This window comes from Paenibacillus glycanilyticus, assembly GCF_023715145.1.
Taxonomy (GTDB): domain Bacteria; phylum Bacillota; class Bacilli; order Paenibacillales; family Paenibacillaceae; genus Pristimantibacillus; species Pristimantibacillus glycanilyticus_A.
In genome coordinates, this window is the sequence record NZ_JAMBNP010000012.1 from 90,248 (window position 1) to 109,286 (window position 19,039).

The 19,039-nt window shown below is 51.5% G+C and carries 20 protein-coding genes and 1 riboswitch; of the genes, 17 read left to right on the forward strand and 3 right to left on the reverse strand.

The window, feature by feature from the left end; genetic code table 11:
* Nucleotides 1-149: 149 nt before the first annotated feature.
* The 10 genes from M3194_RS25410 (at nt 150) to M3194_RS25455 (ending at nt 8,718) form a co-directional block, all read left to right on the forward strand.
* Nucleotides 150-1,172: a thiazole biosynthesis adenylyltransferase ThiF gene (locus M3194_RS25410; protein WP_251656898.1), complete on the forward strand. Its 1,023-nt coding sequence runs from the start codon at nt 150-152 to the stop codon at nt 1,170-1,172.
* Nucleotides 1,173-1,202: 30 nt separating this feature from the next.
* A complete protein-coding gene (gene thiE, locus M3194_RS25415) occupies nt 1,203-1,847 on the forward strand; it encodes a thiamine phosphate synthase (RefSeq protein ID WP_251656899.1) in 645 nt (214 codons plus the stop codon).
* Nucleotides 1,831-2,028 (forward strand): sulfur carrier protein ThiS, encoded by a 198-nt coding sequence (gene thiS, locus M3194_RS25420; protein WP_251656900.1) that lies wholly within the window; start codon nt 1,831-1,833, stop codon nt 2,026-2,028. The genes thiE and thiS overlap by 17 nt, the downstream gene beginning before the upstream one ends.
* A gap of 7 nt (nt 2,029-2,035) precedes the next feature.
* On the forward strand, nt 2,036-2,815 hold the full coding sequence (locus M3194_RS25425; RefSeq protein ID WP_251656901.1) for a thiazole synthase: 780 nt from the start codon (nt 2,036-2,038) through the stop codon (nt 2,813-2,815).
* Between the two features lie 31 nt (nt 2,816-2,846).
* Nucleotides 2,847-3,953 (forward strand): glycine oxidase ThiO, encoded by a 1,107-nt coding sequence (gene thiO, locus M3194_RS25430; protein ID WP_251656902.1) that lies wholly within the window; start codon nt 2,847-2,849, stop codon nt 3,951-3,953.
* A gap of 59 nt (nt 3,954-4,012) precedes the next feature.
* A complete protein-coding gene (gene thiD, locus M3194_RS25435; protein WP_251656903.1) occupies nt 4,013-4,840 on the forward strand; it encodes a bifunctional hydroxymethylpyrimidine kinase/phosphomethylpyrimidine kinase in 828 nt (275 codons plus the stop codon).
* A gap of 66 nt (nt 4,841-4,906) precedes the next feature.
* Nucleotides 4,907-5,257, forward strand: a complete 351-nt coding sequence (locus tag M3194_RS25440; RefSeq protein ID WP_251656904.1) for a hypothetical protein — start codon at nt 4,907-4,909, stop codon at nt 5,255-5,257.
* A 106-nt stretch (nt 5,258-5,363) separates the two neighbouring features.
* Nucleotides 5,364-5,502: riboswitch (cyclic di-AMP (ydaO/yuaA leader) on the forward strand.
* Between the two features lie 183 nt (nt 5,503-5,685).
* Nucleotides 5,686-6,696 (forward strand): KamA family radical SAM protein, encoded by a 1,011-nt coding sequence (locus tag M3194_RS25445; protein ID WP_251656905.1) that lies wholly within the window; start codon nt 5,686-5,688, stop codon nt 6,694-6,696.
* 67 nt (nt 6,697-6,763) lie between these two features.
* Nucleotides 6,764-7,873 (forward strand): alpha/beta hydrolase, encoded by a 1,110-nt coding sequence (locus tag M3194_RS25450; protein WP_251656906.1) that lies wholly within the window; start codon nt 6,764-6,766, stop codon nt 7,871-7,873.
* Nucleotides 7,874-8,205: 332 nt separating this feature from the next.
* Entirely contained in the window at nt 8,206-8,718 is a 513-nt protein-coding gene (locus M3194_RS25455) for a C40 family peptidase (RefSeq protein WP_251656907.1), read from the forward strand.
* Nucleotides 8,719-8,964: 246 nt separating this feature from the next.
* Here M3194_RS25455 and M3194_RS25460 read toward each other — a convergent pair whose 3' ends face one another.
* On the reverse strand, nt 8,965-10,032 hold the full coding sequence (locus M3194_RS25460) for a CapA family protein (protein WP_251656908.1): 1,068 nt from the start codon (nt 10,030-10,032) through the stop codon (nt 8,965-8,967).
* A 13-nt stretch (nt 10,033-10,045) separates the two neighbouring features.
* Nucleotides 10,046-11,092, reverse strand: a complete 1,047-nt coding sequence (locus M3194_RS25465; protein ID WP_251656909.1) for a YheC/YheD family endospore coat-associated protein — start codon at nt 11,090-11,092, stop codon at nt 10,046-10,048.
* A 218-nt stretch (nt 11,093-11,310) separates the two neighbouring features.
* On the opposite strand from M3194_RS25465, the gene M3194_RS25470 reads away from it, so the two are divergent.
* From M3194_RS25470 to M3194_RS25495, 6 genes are all read left to right on the forward strand, one after another.
* Complete coding sequence (locus M3194_RS25470) at nt 11,311-12,060, forward strand: YheC/YheD family protein (RefSeq protein ID WP_251656910.1); 750 nt, start codon at nt 11,311-11,313, stop codon at nt 12,058-12,060.
* A 150-nt stretch (nt 12,061-12,210) separates the two neighbouring features.
* Nucleotides 12,211-12,747, forward strand: coding sequence for a DNA-binding response regulator (locus M3194_RS25475; protein WP_251656911.1), 537 nt, complete (start codon nt 12,211-12,213; stop codon nt 12,745-12,747).
* A gap of 440 nt (nt 12,748-13,187) precedes the next feature.
* The gene (locus tag M3194_RS25480) at nt 13,188-14,009 is read left to right on the forward strand and encodes a squalene/phytoene synthase family protein (protein ID WP_251656912.1); all 822 of its coding nucleotides are present in this window, start codon (nt 13,188-13,190) and stop codon (nt 14,007-14,009) included.
* A gap of 466 nt (nt 14,010-14,475) precedes the next feature.
* Nucleotides 14,476-14,940 carry a heme-degrading domain-containing protein gene (locus M3194_RS25485; protein ID WP_251656913.1) on the forward strand — a complete coding sequence of 155 codons (465 nt, stop codon included), beginning with the start codon at nt 14,476-14,478 and terminating at the stop codon, nt 14,938-14,940.
* Nucleotides 14,941-15,006: 66 nt separating this feature from the next.
* Entirely contained in the window at nt 15,007-15,348 is a 342-nt protein-coding gene (locus M3194_RS25490) for an MEKHLA domain-containing protein (RefSeq protein WP_251656914.1), read from the forward strand.
* Nucleotides 15,329-15,937: a polysaccharide deacetylase family protein gene (locus M3194_RS25495; RefSeq protein ID WP_251656915.1), complete on the forward strand. Its 609-nt coding sequence runs from the start codon at nt 15,329-15,331 to the stop codon at nt 15,935-15,937. Before M3194_RS25490 ends, M3194_RS25495 begins: the two co-directional genes overlap by 20 nt.
* A 61-nt stretch (nt 15,938-15,998) precedes the next feature.
* Here M3194_RS25495 and M3194_RS25500 read toward each other — a convergent pair whose 3' ends face one another.
* A complete protein-coding gene (locus M3194_RS25500) occupies nt 15,999-16,637 on the reverse strand; it encodes a M15 family metallopeptidase (protein WP_251656916.1) in 639 nt (212 codons plus the stop codon).
* 634 nt (nt 16,638-17,271) lie between these two features.
* On the opposite strand from M3194_RS25500, the gene M3194_RS25505 reads away from it, so the two are divergent.
* A complete protein-coding gene (locus tag M3194_RS25505) occupies nt 17,272-18,888 on the forward strand; it encodes an S-layer homology domain-containing protein (protein ID WP_251656917.1) in 1,617 nt (538 codons plus the stop codon).
* The last annotated feature ends 151 nt before the right edge of the window (nt 18,889-19,039 follow it).

Here is a 19,039-nt window from a genome sequence, read left to right on the forward strand (position 1 = left end):
TTGATGCTTACGAAGCAAGAATCGCCACAATGGCCTTAAAGAGGCCATTTCTGTGACAATTCTTTAAGCGAATGCTTACGAAGCAAGAATCGCCACAATGGCCTTAAAGAGGCCATTTCTGTGACAATTCTTTTTAGGAGGTTTGACGGATGGACGAGAGACTGGAGAGATATTCAAGACAAATGCTGTTTGCGCCAATCGGCGAAATAGGTCAGCGGAAGCTGAGCGAGAGCTCGGTCTGCGTCATCGGAATGGGCGCGCTTGGCACCGTGCTGGCCAATCATATGGTTCGGGCGGGTGTTGGCAAGGTCCGCATTGTAGACCGTGATTATGTGGAGAAAAGCAACCTGCAGCGTCAGATGCTGTACGACGAGGATGATGTGCGGGAGGGCTATCCGAAGGCAATCGCCGCGGAACGCAAGCTCCGCCGGATTAATTCCGATGTGCAGGTCGAGGCCATTGTGGCCGATGTGACGGTTCACAATATAGATGATCTTCTGGAGGGAATGGACCTGGTGCTGGACGGCACGGATAACTTCCAGACCCGGTTCCTGCTCAATGACGCCTGCTTCCGCAAAGGTATTCCGTTCACGTACGGCGGCGCGGTCAGCTCGCGCGGCATGAGCGCGATTCTGGTGCCGGGCAAGACGCCATGCCTGCGCTGCTTCCTCCCGTCGGCGGACAGCGGCGGCCAGACCTGCGATACGATTGGCGTTATCGCCCCCGTTGTTGATATTGTCGCTTCCTACCAAGCGGTTGAGGCGCTTAAATATTTGGTTGAGGCCGCCGGGGCGAGACGGAGCAGCCTGGTTACGTTTGATCTATGGAGTAACTACTATTACGAGATGAAGCTTGGCGAGGCGAAGAAAGACTGCCCTTGCTGCCAGCTGAAGGAATATCCGGCACTGCAGGTGACGGAGACGGATCAGACGGTGTCCTTATGCGGCCGCAGCACCGTTCAGATCAGCGGGCACGGTCCGCTTGACCTGGGCCTATGGAGCAAACGGCTGGAGCCGGCCGGGGTGAAGGTAGAACGGAATGCTTATTTGCTTAAGGCGGAGCTGCCGGAAGGAGAACGGCTTGTGTTGTTCCCGGACGGAAGGGTGCTTGTGCAGGGGACAGAGGATATGGTCCGTGCCAAGACGCTGTACGCGAGATACATTGGTTATTAAGAAACGAACATCAGAGGAGATGAGAGCAGGATGAAGGATTTTCGTCTGTATGCGATCACAGGAGAGCAGTTCCACCCCGGCCGCGACATGCTGGAAGTAATGGAGGAAGCGATCAAGGGCGGCGTAGACATCGTTCAGCTGCGGGACAAAGACGGCAGCCCCGAGGAAGTGCTGCGTAAAGCGAAGGCATTGCGCGAACTGACGCGGAAATACGGCGTGACGTTTATTGTAAACGACTATATCGATATTGCTCTGGAAGTAGACGCGGACGGCGTCCATCTCGGACAAAATGACGTCACGCTTACAGAAGCAAGACGGCGCGTCGGAGACAAGATTATCGGCATTTCCACTCATGCGATTGAAGAGGCGCTGCTCGCCGAAGAACAGGGCGCCGATTATATCGGCGTTGGACCGGTATTCCCGACAAAGACCAAAGTGGATGTTGTGGACCCGGTAACGGTTGCGTATGTTCAGCAGGTGGCGGAGCGGGTCCGGATTCCTTTTGTCGCGATTGGCGGAATTAAGCTGAGCAATGTGGATGAAGTGCTTGCGGCGGGAGCAACCCGGATCTGTGCGGTAAGCGAAATCGTCGGAAGCACCGATGTTGCCGGCACCTGCCAGGCCTTCCTCCGCAAGCTGGAAGGAGCGGGAGAGTCTCATGCAGCTCATCATTAATGGCGAGGCAACGGAACTCGAAGCCGGTACGATTTCGGATGTCATTCGTCATTTTGGCCTGGAAGAGAGGCCGGTTGTCGTAGAAGCGGACGGAGAGATTGTGTCGAAGGAACAATGGCCGGCTATCGAAGTGCGGCCGCTGATGAAGATCGAGCTGGTTCATTTTGTCGGGGGAGGCTGAGCGTGGGATGAAGAAGGATGTATGGCATATCGGGGGACATGAGCTCACCTCGCGGTTTTTTATCGGGACGGGATTATTCCCAAGCCCTTATGTGCAGAAGGAAGCGATCCGGGAGTCGGGAGCAGAGGTACTGACCTTTGCAATCCGCCGGATTAACCTGGCTTCAACCGAAGATGATTCCATTCTGCAGCATGTGGAAGGCGAAGCATTCCGCTTCCTGCCTAATACGTCAGGCGCCAGCACGGCGGAGGAAGCCGTTCGCATTGCCCGGCTGGCGCGCGCTTCGGGGCTGAGCGACTGGATTAAGGTAGAGATCAGCGCCAATGAGCGCACGCTGCTGCCCGATCCGATGGAGACGCTGAAGGCAACGGAAATTCTCGTGAAGGAAGGCTTCACGGTGCTGCCCTACACATCAGATGACCCGATTCTTTGCAAAAGGCTCGAGGAGGCCGGCGCAGCCGCGGTTATGCCGGGCGCCGCGCCAATCGGCACGGGGCTTGGCATTCTAAATCCGTATAATATCGGTCTGATCGTGGAGGAAGCGAAGGTGCCGATAATCGTGGACGCCGGACTTGGATCGGTAACGGACGTGGCACAGGCGATGGAGCTTGGCGTGTCGGGCGTCTTGATGAATACGCCGGTTGCCAAGGCGAAGGACCCCGTCTCAATGGCCCGGGCCATGAGGCTGGCGATTGAAGCAGGCCGTCTGTCGTATCTGTCGGGGCGGATCTCGAAGAAGCGTTACGCATCGGCAAGCAGCGGACATGAGCAGTTTATCGTGAAATAACCTACCTGATATATAGAAAGCTGGTTTAACCATGGGAGAAACAATTGTCGTAATGGGCGGAGGCGTAGTAGGTCTCTCCTGCGCCTTCGAGCTTCAGAAGCGCGGCCATCAAGCGATTGTGCTGGAGATTGGCCGCTGCGGAGGGCAGGCTTCAGGTGCTGCTGCCGGGATGCTGGCTCCTTACTCGGAAAACGTAGAAGGACCGGATGATTTCTTCCGTCTATGCAGACAAAGTCTGGAGCTGTATCCTTCCTGGCGGGATGAGGTCAGGAAGATATCCGGGCGGACTTTCGAATATACCGATTCGGGCAGTCTCTATATTGCCTACCATGAGGCAGACCGTCTGGCACTCGAAGGACGGCGCCTCTGGCAGAACGAGCATGGGTCAAGCGGGGTTGTGCTGGAGGGGGATGAGCTGTTCCGTCAGGAGCCGATGCTCTCCCGCGAGGTGAAGGCCGCTCTGTACACGCCCGAAGAAAGCCATGTTTACGCGCCGGACTATGTTCTGGCGCTTGAGCATGCCTGCCGGTTAACCGGCGTTCAGATCTTTGATCAGCTTGGCAGGGTGTCGGTTGCGGAATGGCGCAACAACGTCGTTCTCGCTTCGCGGGATGGACGGAGGTTTACCGGCGACCGCCTGGTCGTCAGCTCCGGCGCCTGGGCACAGGAGCTGGAAGAGGAATTTGGCATCCGGATTCCGGTCTACCCGATCCGTGGCCAGATCTGCGCTTATGAGGCGGAAGTGAAGCCGGTGCAGCATATGGTGTTCTGCAATCAGGGGTATCTCGTTGCGAAAGCGAACGGAACGCTAGTATGCGGAGCCTCCGAGGATGTGGCGGGCTTTGATACAACCGTAACGGAGCGGGGAATTGAAAGGCTGCGCAAATGGAACAAGCAGGCGTTCCCGTTCCTGGCGGAGAGGGAGCCGTTCCACCGCTGGGCGGGCCTCCGGCCCTCCACGCAGGATGGGTTCCCGCTGCTTGGGCCGCTGCGGGAATCCGCAGGCCGCGTCGTCATGGCGGCGGGTCATTACCGCAACGGCATATTGCTCAGCCCGGTAACGGCACGGGTTGTTGCCGATTATATCGATCACGGCAGCAGGCTGCCGGCTTTTGCGCCGGAACGGTTTACCATATAAGAATTTATAAGAGATTGAAGTTTTCTCGCCTATTAAACGATAAACGGGGTGAAGCATAGATGGCGGAGTACATAAACGGGAACGTGGCCCGGGCACTGACGATTGCCGGCTCGGACAGCGGCGGCGGAGCCGGCATTCAGGCGGATTTGAAGACCTTCCAAGAGCTTGGCGCGTACGGGATGTCTGCTCTAACGGCGATTACCGCCCAAAATACGCTTGGCGTACAGGGCGTTTTCCCGCTGGCTAAGGAAGCGGTCAAAGCGCAGATTCACTCTGTCGGCAGCGATATCGGCGTTGATGCGCTGAAGACGGGAATGCTGTTCAGCGCCGAGATTATTGAGGAAGTGGCCGAGGCCATTGCTTATTTCGGCTGGACGAAGGTTGTCGTTGATCCTGTTATGATCGCGAAGGGCGGGGCATCTCTCTTGCAGGCAGATGCCGTCCGGTCACTGACCCGGAAGCTGCTGCCGCATACGATGATTGTTACGCCCAACATCCCCGAGGCAGAATATTTGACGGGGATGGCGATTCGCAACAAATCGGATAAGCTGGAAGCGGCAAAGAAGCTGATTGGCTTTGGTGCCAGGTATGTCTTAATTAAAGGCGGTCATGAAGCCGGTGATGAAGCGGTTGATCTGTTGTTTGACGGCAGCGGTTGCTCCGAACTGTCGGGCAAACGAATCGATACCGAGCGCACGCATGGCACGGGCTGCACCTACTCGGCTGCGTTAACCGCCGGTCTTGCTCAAGGGCTTGGCATCGAAGAAGCCGTGCATCAGGCAAAAGCTTATATTCAAGCCGCCATCGAGGATGGGATTGCGATCGGCGGCGGTCACGGACCAACCAACCACTGGGCATACCGCAAGAGAGGGCTTGTCACCAGGTAGCAGGACAAGTTATGTCCTAATTCCGCTTTTCACATCATACATATGTGATAGAGGAGCGTGAATAAGGTGGAAGATAAGACGGTCAAACGGTATTATCAGCTCAAGCAAAAGCAGAAGGAAATTGAACAGGAATTATCCGAGCTGCGCGGCGAGATTGTACAGCACTGTGCAGGACTGGAGCTCTCCGAGCTGGAAGTAGGCAGCTACAAGATTAAGATCATTTCACAGGAACGCAAGGAATTCGATGAGGCTAAGCTGTTCGCCGCTCTGCCGGATGCTGAAGTATGGCGGCTGCTCTCGAAGCCCGATACCTCCAAGATCGCGGGACTGATTAAGCTGAATGTCATTTCGGAAGAGACCATTAAGGATACGTATTCGGTTAAGCAATTATCTCTTCTTCAGGTGGATAAAAAATGATGAATTACCGCCCGGTCCGTTGGCGAACTCAGCAAATGAGCTTCCCTTTCGAACATGGGCTATTTTTTTACTGATTAATTGTTGACAATATTAAGAATTGTGAGATAATTATAATAAGCTTAGTTCTCGGCGATGCCGAGAAGCGGGGAAACCAATCTTTTGGGGCGAATCAGCCGGTATTTGGCTGTAGGGAACCATCTATCCCGAGTCCGTCAGCTAACCTCGTCAGCTTTAAGATGGGTCTTTTGCGCATATTTTGCAAAACGACAGACCCTACGAAGGGTCTTTTTCTGTTTTAAAGGCCCAAAACGCACACAGACCATGATCATGCTCTGTGCTGCGGGGGTCTTTTTTTTCATTTTTCGTGGAGGTGGGATGGACTTCCCGGCATAGGTGATGCTTCTAATAACCTTTTGGAGGGATGGGAAATGGTACAACCAATGGCCGATAACGGTAGAACGGATGGTCTGTCGGAGGCGGAAAGAGAGCAGCTCAAGAGGCATTTTCGCGTTAATGACTATTACTTAAACCTGATTGATTGGGATGATCCGAAGGATCCGATCCGCAAGCATCTCATTGCGGCGGCGGGGGAAGCCCCTCACGGGATCCAGGAGTACACTTGGGAAGCTGCCGGCTGCAAGCACATTTATCAATCCATGGTTCTTCTCCCTGTGTCCCAGGCAGCGGAAGGAATTGCTTACATTGCCGAACATAATGAAATTCATAAGGTTGTGCTGACGGGGGATAGTCTGCTGCTCGGGATTTCCAAGCTGCGCAGAATTATCGAACAGCTGCGGGAGATCGAGCATGTCGGCACGATCAGGCTGGATTCCAGAATGCCGGTTCATAATCCCATGCGGATTTATGAGGATCATGAACTGCTGGAATTGTTGAGCCAGTTCTCAAGTCCCGAGAAGCGGATCTATTTGATGACAACGATTAACCATCCGAGAGAAGTAACGGCAGAAGCGAAGAAAGCCTTTAATGCCCTTCACCAGGCGGGAGTTGTCGTTCTTAATCAAACCCCTATTGTCAAGGGCGTTAATAATGACCCTCTTCTGTTAGGCAAGCTGATTGATCAGCTGTCGCAGGCTGGGGTTTCGCCATATTCCTTTATCATTAACCGTCCTAATTCTTTGTATGCCGAATCTAATCTATCCCTGCAAACGCAGTTCTCCATTGTTCAGCAAGCCAAAGAATTAACGGCGGAGCTTGGGAAACGAATCAGGCTTTTGATGGCCCATGATTATGGCAAGGTTGAGCTGCTGGATGTAGAAGGCGGCAAAGCCTATGTCAAATATCATCACTACCAGGAAGAGGGGAAAGGCCGCTTTATCATGCTGGACTGTCCTCCTGAAGCATCGTGGCTGGAGGATCTGTCGGAGCATGACGATCATATGGTCTATCGGCCTTCCGGTCAGCCTGCCAAGAATAAATAAAGGAGGTTCCCGAGGCTAAGGAGAAGTAAGAAGGGATAGCATTTCACATCCCGGGAGGCTTCCGTTAATGAGAGAGTACAGCCAGGAACTTGTGAACGCCCTGCAGGCTCAGCAGGAAGAAGTGGACTTGAACGGCACGCAGATTATTGTAAAAGTAAATCCGGAAGAGACAAGAGCCGGTTATCTGGACCCTTATGAGCTTAAGCTCATGAAGAAAGGGGCTCAGAAGCAGCAGGAAGCTCCTGCCGTGCCGTTGTCTCCGGAAGAACAGCTTCAGCTTGTTCGTGATTCAATGGGATTTCCGAATCGGAACTTGAACACGGTGGAGATCTATACCGGCTATGAACGCGTGAAGCTGGGCGATAATGAGGTTGGCCTGTGGCGGTATTACCCGCGCAAGTCGATGCGGAAGCCGGGTAAGCCTTGCCTGATTTATATTCATGGCGGAGGCTGGATCGGCGGTACCGTGTTCGCGGTTGAGAACCCGTGCCGGCTTATTGCCGAGCTGGCGGATGCCGTTGTTTTCAATATCGATTATTCGTTGGCTCCGGAGCATAAATTCCCTAACGGGTTTAATGATTGCTTTAATGCCGTTCAATATATCTATGAACATGCCGAGGAGTACGGGATTGACCGGAATCGGATCGCCGTTGGCGGCGACAGCGCCGGAGGGAATCTGTCGGCTGCTGTTGCAACCAAGGACCGGGATCTGGGTACGGGTATGGTTGCGCAGCAGGTGCTTATTTATCCGTGCGTAACCTTCCTTAATGGGGTGAACGGTTATCGGTGGGAGCTGTCTCAGTTCGAGATGGCAGACGAACAACGGGCGATGATTGATCCGATGCTGGGCATTGGAAGGCCTACCGACGCCGATCCTGAATTGAGAAAAGGCTGGGAGTCCTACCTTCCTAGCGAAGAGGAGCTCCGTAATCCATACGTTAGTCCGCTTCTGGCAGACAGCAAAGGCTTGCCGCGTACGCTATGTATCGGAGCGGAATTTGACGGACTGCGCATTCAATCGGAAATGTACAGCAGGCAGCTTGCGGCGGCCGGCGTTCCAGTGAAGACGATCCGCTACAAAGGCTGCACGCATGCTTTTATTGACCGTTTGGGCTTTGTGCCGCAGGCTGAGGATTTATGTATCGAAATTGTAAATGCTTTGAAAGCACTAAAATAGAAGAGATATATCTGGAAGGCCCGCTCTCCTCCGTTGGAAGAGCGGGCTTTTTTGATAGACCAGCGTATATATCGTTTATCTATACGCGAGTCTGTATATGCAAAAATATGAAAAAAATCGGATTATAGCATAGAAGATCGGGAGCAACAAGTAAGAAAATACTCATCAAAGGCTCAGGGATTCTCAGAATGTGGTTAAGACCCAGCAAACGCCTAGATTTCAGCATTCATAACGCTTTCATTTACCGGTCGTTTCCATTTTTTGCGGGTATAAACCGGGTCGATACCTCCTTATAATTAACCCTATCACCAAAGATAGGGAGTGAACAATTAATGAAATTCATGACAAAAATCGCAATGCTTCTGGTGGCCATTACATTACCGGTTACGGCGCTGCTACATACGACAGCAGATGCCGCTTCGATGTCAGCAGATTCGAAGAGAGCAAAGGTTGTCCAAACCGCATTAAATCTAAAAGGTAAAGTTAACTATGTAAGCTGGCAGGACCGTCAAGAGAAAAAAGCCCCTTACAAGACAGATTGCTCCGGCTTCACGGCACTTGTATATAGACTTGCTAATGTTGGTGTTACCCTGGTTAACCGCGATGATGATGATCAAGCTAAAGTAGGAACTAAAGTAGGTTACGGCAGCTTCAAAAAAGGCGACCTGTTGTTCTTCTGGAACAGCGGCTCGAAAAACCATAGCGACGTAGGCCATGTCGGCATCTACATCGGCGACGGTAAAATGATTCACAACGCAAGCCCTTCGAAGGACGTTATCATTTCGAATGTTAACGACAGCTACTATAAAGAGCGTTTCATCGTGGGAAGACGCGTAATTAAATAGGTTGGCTGATTAGCTGAGTTAACACTTGCACTGCACATTCGAATATTCCTTTCAACCGCTGTTGTTCGGGGGATTAATGGAATAAGGTTGAATAGGAGAAATCCCCCGAACAAAGGCGGGCGCTACGCTTTTCAAGAAATATTCGAATTCTTCGTTCGAGGTTTAACCAAAGCTAAAAGGCAACTTAATTTAATTGCTAAAAGAGACCGAAAGAGGCCGTACGGAGCGATCCGTACGGCCTCTTTTTTATATGATTTCCGCGTTGACGGAGGAAGGATCTTTGACGATATGCTGGCGGACATGCTGTAACATCCGCTTTATGCGAACGGCTTCGGCACTGGCAGGGTCCAGCTTTTTTAGATGGGAAGTGAGAGGGAAGACGCGGAACGCGCTCCTGCCTCCCGACTTGCTGATTCGCGTCCAGGTTGGAATGAAGTCGGCTTTTCTGATGCGGATAGAGCCGTCGTCCAGCTTGCGGACCTGCAGCTGAGTGATAAGTCCGGTTAAGGTATGATCATTGTAGTAGAGGCGGGTAGAGATGATATTGCCGAGGGAATAGATGGCGAATTTGCTGATACCCGAGCCGCTCTTATAGAAGACAGCCGGCTGGATCGTATGCGAATGGGCTCCCAGAATAATGTCCGCGCCATTTTTGAATAATAATTGCACCATATCCTTTTGCTTCTGTACCGGATAATTCGCGTATTCTCTTCCCATATGCAGGCATACGATAATCAAATCCACGTTCTTCGCCTTCAGCCGTTTCAGATCGGAGACCATTTTGGTCGGGTTGATAAGGTCAACCGCCCATTTGTGATCCGAGGGAACCGGAATCTTGTTTGTTGTTTTGGTATAAGCTAGGAAGCCGATCTTGATGCCCTTCACTTCCTTGATGACAAGATGCTGGGCCTCGCTTGGCGTCCGGTAAGTACCGGTATGGGCGATCCCTTTGGCGTCCAATATTCGGAGCGTACGCTTCAGACCGTTAATGCCGTTGTCCATGCAATGATTATTGGCGGTCGAGACAAAGTCGAAGCTCAGGTTCTTTAATGTATCGGCGAAAGCATCCGGGCAGTTGAACATCGGCCAGTTCGTGCGAGGATGCCGCTTTACAACGCTGTAAGCGTCCTCGGATGTTTTGCCTGCGAAGACCGTCTCCAGGTTGCCGATTGTCAGATCGGCATTACGCAGATATGGCGCAATCGGCTCGAACAAATGGTCGAAGGAATAACCCTTTTCCCCTTTGCAGGAGTTGATAATTCGCGTCTTCATGAGGAAGTCACCGACCGCGGCTATCGTTATTTCCGTGCTCATGGTTCATCTCCGTTTATTTGGTTTTTGGATGCAGGCTGCGGGCATATTGGAAGTGAGTGTGCAGGCTTTGCTCCCAGGCTTTTTGTCCGTACAGCTGCCGCATAATCAATTTCCCCGGCTTGATGTTGATCTCGAGCAGCCATAGCTTGCCGTGCGTATCAACGGCGAGGTCAATGCCAAGCTCGCAGAGGCGGGAGCGGTAAGATTTCTCCGTGAATCCGGGAATATATTCCGCTACTTCGCGAATGGATTTGGCGAGTGCTTCACCTTTCTCGTCGCCAAATTCTTTCTTCAAATACGAGCTCGCTTCATAAGCATGGCCGCCGCTCTTCAGGTTGGACGTAATCCGGCCGCGCCTGGCTTCACGCACGGCAATCCCCGTAGTCTGCCAATTTCCTTCGCTTTTCTTCAGCATCAGCGCCCGAATGTCAAACACAATCCCTTGCTTGTTCCGGATATCAATCCACTGCTGCATCAAATGCCGTTCCTTGCTCAGCACTTTTCTGATCATGCTGCGGACGCCGGAAGCGCTCATTATCTGCGTCAGCTCGCCGTTTTTCTGCACCTTGTACTGGCCGTTCTCCAGCGAGATGCGCACGATACCTCTCCCGCCCCAGCCGTTAATGGGCTTTAGCATAACGCTGTTATATTTTTTTGCAAAAGCAATAAAGCTGTTCGGATCCTTTACCTGCTCGGTAGGCAGCAGATAGGGCTTCAGAACAGGAGAAGCAATCAGATGCTTCTGAATCCGGATTTTGTTGCCGATGCCATACCCGGTGAACGGGAATGAAGGGGCTTTTTTGACCAAGGTGGCTCTGGTGCTTTGGGTTCCCGTGTAAAATCCGATATCCATATTGATCTTTGGAAAAGGCATCGTCTGCCTGCTCCAGTTCCCGCCGTTATATACGTAGCCTGTAATTCTTCTGGTTGTCAGATTCACGTCTTTAGGGGTGTACACGAGTATGCCACTAAATTTCTCAGCCTGAGCCGATTTGGCATGTCGCGAGAAGCTGCCCGGATGGCCGATCCGATGGGTCATGATTCCTAGAATGTCGCTCATCTTTGTTTCTCCTGTCATGTGGCTTGGGGGCTGTAATCGGAACTGTGTAATATCATATGAAGCAAGGCTATTGTCCGGTATGGATAAACGCCCATTCCTGAAGGAGATGGCGGGTGCGGAAGGTACTTTTTGCCGCGTGAAGGAATAGTATGGAGCAAGCGACTAGCCTCATGCAGAAGGACATGTAACTGCTGTACATCAATGGAGGAGATTCCACCATGAAAGGCTATATGATTAAGTATCCCGGTCGAAAATGGTTAAAGCATGTAGCACTGTCGGGTGAAGAAGAGCTCCGCGATTACTTGCCGGATACGGAGCCATTTACGCCTAAAGGTTTTGTCAGCATGATTGATCGTTACCCCGTCTTGTTCGTGAAGCCGGATCTCGGCATGAAGGGACAGGGCGTTATGAAGATTTATTATAAGGATGGCAGAATTGTTATCCGCACGGAGGATGGCCGGTTTTCCTTCCAATCCGCAAAGTTTGCCGCTCTGAAGCTGAAGCAATTGATCGGAACAAAACGATATATTATGCAGCAAGGCATCGATCTGGTGCAGATAGACGGGAACCCGATAGATTTTCGCATCCTCTTGCATCTGAGGAAGGATGCGACGTGGAAGTATTTTGGCGTGATGGGCAAGGTGGCGGCACCCAACAAATACGTAACCAACCACAGCAGCGGCGGAAGAGCGATCCGGCTTCATCATGCGCTGGGAATCACCACGCAGGAATGCGAGCCGTGGGAGAAGAAGCTGAAGGAGATGGCGCTTAAGATCGCGCGCGGGATGAAAAAGCATTTTCCGCTCATTAGCGAGCTTGGCCTTGATATCGCGATCGACAACGAGCACCGCGTCTGGCTGCTGGAAGCCAATACAAGACCGCAGTTCCAGCTGTTCCGCCACCACTCGAATCCTCGGCTGTACGCGCAGATTGCCTCATCAGTGAAGCATATCCGGGCGGACGATTAGGGGAAGCAAGAGGCGGCAGGCGAATCTGCAGCGTCTACTGTTGTGGGTGTAATGCTTGGTGTATAATGGGAATCAAATAGCGTGTGAAGCACACCGCTCTTTTCCGTTGCTGACGGGAAGGGGCGGTTATTTTATTTTTAGGGGGAAAAGGTGTGGTGTCCGGCATTCGGGCAGATGGAGCATTTGTATGGAGAATATGAAGTAAATGACTATAAGGATGGCGTGCGTTACTTGAATTTCGCCTATCTACGACATCCGCACAAGATTGCGATAGAGATAGACGGTTACGGGCCGCATTGCCGCGATATCGATCGTCGGGGCTTTGCTGACCGTTTGCTTCGGCAGAATCATTTGATTCTGGATCACTGGTTGCTGCTTCGTTTCTCCTTAGATGATGTGAAGGAGCATCCGCGTCAATGCCAACAAATGATTCAGCAGATGCTGGGGATGCTATACAGCCATAGTGCCGTGAAGGAAATCAATTTGCATCAAAGGGAGATTATTCGAATTGTATCGCATCATGTGAAGCCTGTATCACCATCTGAGATAAGTGCTTTGTTAGGCATCAGCACGCAGTTTGCGAGAAAACTCATGCAGGAGCTGGTGACAAAGAAATTTTTAATGTCTGCCTCTCAAGGGGAACGTGTACGTTATTACCGTATCGGAAAAAGAAAGCTCGAGCGATAATCCTTGCTAGTGGTGCTCAGTCATACGTCGACGGTCAAACAAGCTAGGCCTTGACGATGTGCGGCAACGTTAAGGCTGCCGGAGCGGTGGTTAAAGCTGAGCTTAACGATATGGCATATCGTTAAGCTTGAAGAAAAATCCCATTTTGCCCGTCCAATGAGTTGAAATGGGCCTCTTAACGATGTGCCGCATTGTTAAGGCTGCTTTACCGGCAATAAATGTTGGGCTTAACGATGTACGGCATCGTTAAGGATTTTCAATCGTGTTAGGAAGACAGCAAAACGGCCTCTCACACTCATCGGATGTCCCAAAAAAAACCAATCAGATGGAGGACAGCTCTTTTTACGCGTCAAACGGGTCGGAATGGGTTGAAAATTTTACTTTTGGGGATGCGTTAAAGTAAGATGGATACATAAGAATTAACGTGAGATTACCGTGGTATGGAGGGAATTCCCATTACGAACATGATGTTGAATGATGCGATGGAAATGCTTAAGCTGACAAGCCGGACTTTTTATATTCCCATTAGCAAGCTTGTGCCTGAATTAAGAGAAGCGGTATCGTCTGCCTACCTGTGCATGAGAGCAATTGACGAGGTGGAGGACGACGAGAAATTGCCGGCTCCGATCAAGAAAGAACTGCTGCTTGGAGCGGCAAAAGCAATGAAATCGCCAAACATGGAGGAAGCGCTTCATCAGGTGTGGCAGCCGCATCGGGACAAGCTTCCGGAAGTAACGCTGCGGATGAACGAATGGGCGCAGTTGTGCCCGGCGGGCATTGCCCCTGCCGTGTACAACTATATTGCGATGATGGCCGAACAGATGGCAGATTGGGTCGGCACCTCGTGGAATATCCACACGGAAGAGGATCTGGACAATTACACGTACAGCGTTGCCGGCATGGTAGGCGAGATGCTGTCCGATATATGGCGCTGGTATGACGGAACGGAGACCGACCGCGACAAAGCGGTTGCATTTGGCCGCGGTCTGCAAGCGGTTAATATTATGCGCAATCGAGCGGAGGATATGGAACGCGGCGTTGATTTCTTCCCGGACGGCTGGGATCTCAAGGACATGCTTCGTTACACCCGCCGCAATTTAAAGCAAGCCGATGAATATCTCGCAGAATTGAAAAAAGGCCCTGCGCGCACCTTCTGCCAAATCCCGTTGTCGCTTGCCCATGCCACCGTTAATCTGATTGCCGTTGGCGGCAACAAACTGACAAGGGACGCCGTGCTGAAGATCGTAAGCAAGATCAAGTAATCCCCATATAAAGAAAGTGCCCCGCAGCATCGGGCTGCGGGGCTAAGTATTTATATTATTAAAAGGGGGGTTGAGTCCTATTATAGGCAATGTTCATTAAAGTAAGATGAACATTAGATTTCGAGTATGTTACAAATATTAACCAAATGATTCCAATTGCTTAAATGAGCTTATATATAAAGATAATTCTCCTATTGCGAAAAAAAACGATGCCAAGGTAACGGTGCTGCTCACAACGGGGGCGAGAAAGCTCATCACCTTTAATAAAGGCGGAACGGTCATCGTTGGCTCAGGCGGCGTAAGTCATTACAGCAAGCCGCATTGGGCGCTGGATATATAAGCGGATCAGCCTCTTGAAGCCGTATGGCAAAGCGATTTGAATTGTCCAAGCCATGCGGTTTCCAAGGGGGACATTTTTATAGTAAGATGGATTTGTTATGATTCGGATGCAGGGAGAGAAGCAGCTATGAACGATTTGATGAAGACATTGCTTGCACAGGAAGAGGAGCTTCAGTTCGATTCTTTCACGAATGAGGATGCGCTGCAACTAGGCAACATCGTAGTGCAGCACGCGAAGGACGTTATCGGCAAAGGTATCGCTGTACATATCGAGAACGATGAGCATCCGCTCTATACCCACTATATGGCGGGCACTTCGAAGGATAATATTTATTGGGTGAATACGAAGAAAAACGTTGTGAACCACTTTGGCCACAGCTCCCTATATGTTGGCGAGTCGTTCCGCGATCAAGGAACAACGTTCCCGGAAAGCTCGGGCCTGCCATTGTCGGAATATCAGGGCGAAGGCGGTTCGTTCCCGATTATCGTCCGCGGTCAGGGCAAAGTCGGCACTATTACCGTATCCGGCCTGACGGGTGAAGAAGATCATCAAGCGGCGGTTGACGGCATTCGCAAGTTCCTGAAGAAGTAATAGAATGGATAATTACAAAGACACCTCCGTGTAATCTTCGGGATTAATTAGGAGGTGTTTTTCATTTTGGATCACAAATCATTTCACATGGCTCTTGAGCTGTGGGAGATGGGGTGGGAGCAGTTGACGAGCACGCCTTCCCGCTTGACGGCGGAACCCATGGAGAGGGCGGAACGGGATCGGTTTTTCACGCAGGTTACGGCTAACGCTTATGTGGATAACTATACCGGAATCCGGATCTCCAGCTCGGGCCGGCGGTTTTATATCGTAAACGCCACGGTATGGAACCTGGTAGATGAGCAGGGGATATACCGGGGACAGGCGGCAACCTTCGTGGATTACAAATATATATATAGAGTTCCTGACCAGAGAGGAGCAAGATGCAATTATGCTAATTCAAGCCGTTAATTGTTCAAGCAAAGCGGTTGCTTTTACGTTTGATGATGGACCTAATCCGGTGTATACGCCCGAGCTGCTTGAGATTTTTGCTGAGGCGGGAGGAAAAGCGACCTTCTATATGATTGGCGAGCAGATCGCCGCTCATCCGGAGGTGGCGAGACTTGTTCATGAGCAGGGGCATGAGATCGGCAATCACTCCTATACGCATCCGAATATGACGGAGCTGACGGATGAAGAGATTGGAAGCGAGCTTTCCCGGACGGAGGAGCTCATCAAGCAGGTGACGGGCTCGCGGGCGGCAACGATGCGTTTGCCTTATTTGGCCGGGGACGAGAGAGTGCATTCTCTTCTTGAACGCGAAGGCTATCCGTCCATTGGCGCATTAAACATGGATGCGAAGGATTGGGAAATGCCCGGTGTTGATCATATTATCGAATGCTCGCGCAGAGAAGTCCGCAATGGAAGCATCCTGATATTCCACGACGGATATGGCGACCGTTCGCAGTCGGTTGAAGCAGTGCGCGTGCTGACGAAGGAGCTTACGGCGAGCGGATACCGGCTGGTAACCGTCAGTGAGCTGCTAAGTTTGGCCGAGTAGAAAAGCAATCTTTAAGCAAAAAAAAGTCATGGCCCGACAGGGGCCATGACTTTTTTTGTGCTTACTCCGTTGCAGGCGGACGCTTGCCATTCTGCAAATCTTTGATAGAATAGCCAAAATCCATTTGCAGGTGAGGGTAATCCTTGAAGCTTGTCCAATCTCCGCCCCATGCAAAACCAAGCTTTTTGGCTGCCGAGACAACCTCCATCCAGTCGGCCCTTCCGTTATCGTTCCCGTCATATTTCATATCCCAGATGACATCGCCATCGGGCTTTACCAGCGCAAAATCAACCGCAAGGCCGTAGTTATGGTACGAAGCGCCGCCCTTGACATTGGTGACAACTTGTCCGGGCTTGGATCGTCCCTGCTTGTAAAGCGCGTTCTGCTCCTCGCTGGAGCGGAAATCATCCGTAATCAGTATCTTTATGCCGATTTTACCGGTTTGAGCAACAAGCGCATCAGCTTTCTTCGCAACAATCGGGTTAAGGCCAGTGACCGTAGCACTTCCGGTTTGGCTCTGTTCCGGAGCGGGTGCAGGGCGGTTTTGCACGGTATCCATCCATCTCCAGCCCATCACGATAATCGCGATCAGCACAAGCGAGGTCATGACCCGGCTTCGTTTCTGCTTCTGCCGCGGTATGACATACGGCTGACCTATTCGGCCGACGGTTGTATCCTGCCGCGCCAAAGGTTCGGGCATTCTAAACGTCTCCTCTCCAAGCTGTCTCTCTCTTAATCTATAACTCTCTCTATTAGCATGCGCAATTATGTAGGGTCGTAAACCCGGATTGTCTTATTGTAGCATAGATGGACATACGCTACCCCCGACCAGGGGAGGGGATGGAAACCGGGCAAAGAGGTTGTACCGCAGCGTAAGGCGAATGGCACGAACAACACAAAAGGCCCATCGAAATGGGCCTTTTGCTTGCGCTATATGGTGCATACTCTGCTTCGGATGATTCGTGTTTATTAGCTAGGGATTAATAAAATTTACCAAAGCCACAACCGCAAATAATGATCACCAACAGTATAAAAAGCACCAGGATGAAACCTGTAGAGTTAACACCACCAACGTAACCGGACATTATACATGCACCTCCTTACGTTTTGAATACTCTATAACTTATGACATTTTGCGCCGAGGTGCTTGGGTGTTTGTTCCTGAGGCATTTGACTAATTATGAATGCGGCACTGCGTTGCTTGTACCGGATGTACACATACCGCATATCCAAATTCCCATTTTCTTGCCGATGAACACCCGCTTAAACTTTGTTACCATTAGAGAATCGTGACCTTATCTATGAATGATCATTCTTTTTAGGAGGGCATTCTCTTGATTGCTAGCAAGTTTAAGAGATGGCTCGCTGGCGCTGCGGCTTTGTCCTGTCTCATCGGAGTCGTGCCAACCGTTGATGCAGCAAGCGCGGACAAGCTGCCTTTCGACGATATTGCGGGAAGCTTCGCGAAAGACGCCATTATACGTTTATATGACAAACAACTATTATCGGGTACTTCTGCTAGAACCTTTTCGCCGAAACAACCGGTTACGCGTGCCGAATTCATCACGATTCTGGACCGCGTGCTCGGCATCAAGCCCGTCCACAGCGCAATCAGCCCATTTAAGGATATGACGGCGAGTGCATGGTATTACGACGCGATTACGGCAGCCGTCCAGATTGGTCTTGTGGATGGAACCGGCGTGCATACCTTCGAGCCTTCGAAGCCCGTAACCAGGCAGGAAGCCGCGTCTATGCTCGTTCGTGCTTTCAAGCAGTCTAATGTCACAGGCAGTACATGGGATTATGCCGACGCGGGCGAGATTGCCGCCTGGGCAGATACGGCGGTAGGAGCGGTTCGGACGCTAGGTCTGATGACCGGCGATTCGAATAACAACTTCAATCCGGCAGACGGATTGACCAGACAGGAAACAGCTGCCGTTATTGACCGCGCGCTGCAAAACGCGAAATGGGCTTCCGCTCTTGCCAAGCCGCAAAATGCAGCCCGCGTCCAATTCGGCTGGCAATATGGCCAGACGGCTGCCCAATATGAGCAGTCCGTGGTTCAAGCCAAAGTCACAACCTTGTCGCCAAGATGGTACTTCTTCGATCCGGCCGGGGGAGTGTCGGACTATACGGATCAGTCGCTCGTGAATTGGGCATCCAAGAACAAGAGGCAGATTTGGGCCATGGTCGGCAACCGGTCCAGTCAGGAAGTTACGCATCAGAACTTGTCCAATGCGACCTACCGCGGAAAAGTCGTTGATCGTCTGGCAAGCTACGTGCAGAAGTATGGCCTTAAAGGGCTCAATATTGACTTTGAAAATGTCGCTCCCGGCGATCGCGCCTACATGACGGCTTTTATTAGCGAGCTCAGCACGAGGCTGCATAAGCTGGGAGCCGTTGTCTCGGTTTGCGTATCTCCGGACCTTGGCAGCGACTGGACCGAAGGCTTCGATTATCAAGCGCTTGGCGCTTCAGCAGACTATATTGTAATGATGGCCTACGACGAGCATTGGAGTACGAGTCCCAAAGCCGGTTCCGTAGCTTCCATGCCTTATGTGAACAATGCCGTAAACACCCTGCTTCAGGTGGTGCCTGCGAACAAGGTTATTCTGGCGCTTCCTTATTACAACAGGGACTGGGCAATCCAAAATAACGGAACCGTCACGGCAACGGAGCTGACCTTGATTGAGCAAAATAACTTGATCCGCAAGTATTCGCTGACGCCAACCTGGGACGCCTCCGTCGGGCAGTATACGGTCACTTACCAGCTTAACGGCCTGAAGCACCAGATCTGGATCGAGGACGGCCGTTCGCTCGCAGCCAAATACAAAACCGCAATGGATCATGATTTGGCCGGTCTTGCCTACTGGTATATGGGCGGAGCAAGTCCGGATGTTTACGCCAGTCTCAGCAACGCGGAACGGTTCTACGGATTAAATTTTAATTAGGTTATGGATTCACGCCATTATTTATTAATCAGATTGTTAGGTCCAAGAACCACGCGGAAGGCGAAAGACGCCCGGCGTGGTTCTTTTGCTTGAGGCCATTTTATGCCATGATAAGATTATGCTTACGAAGCAAGAATTCCCGCCAAAAAGC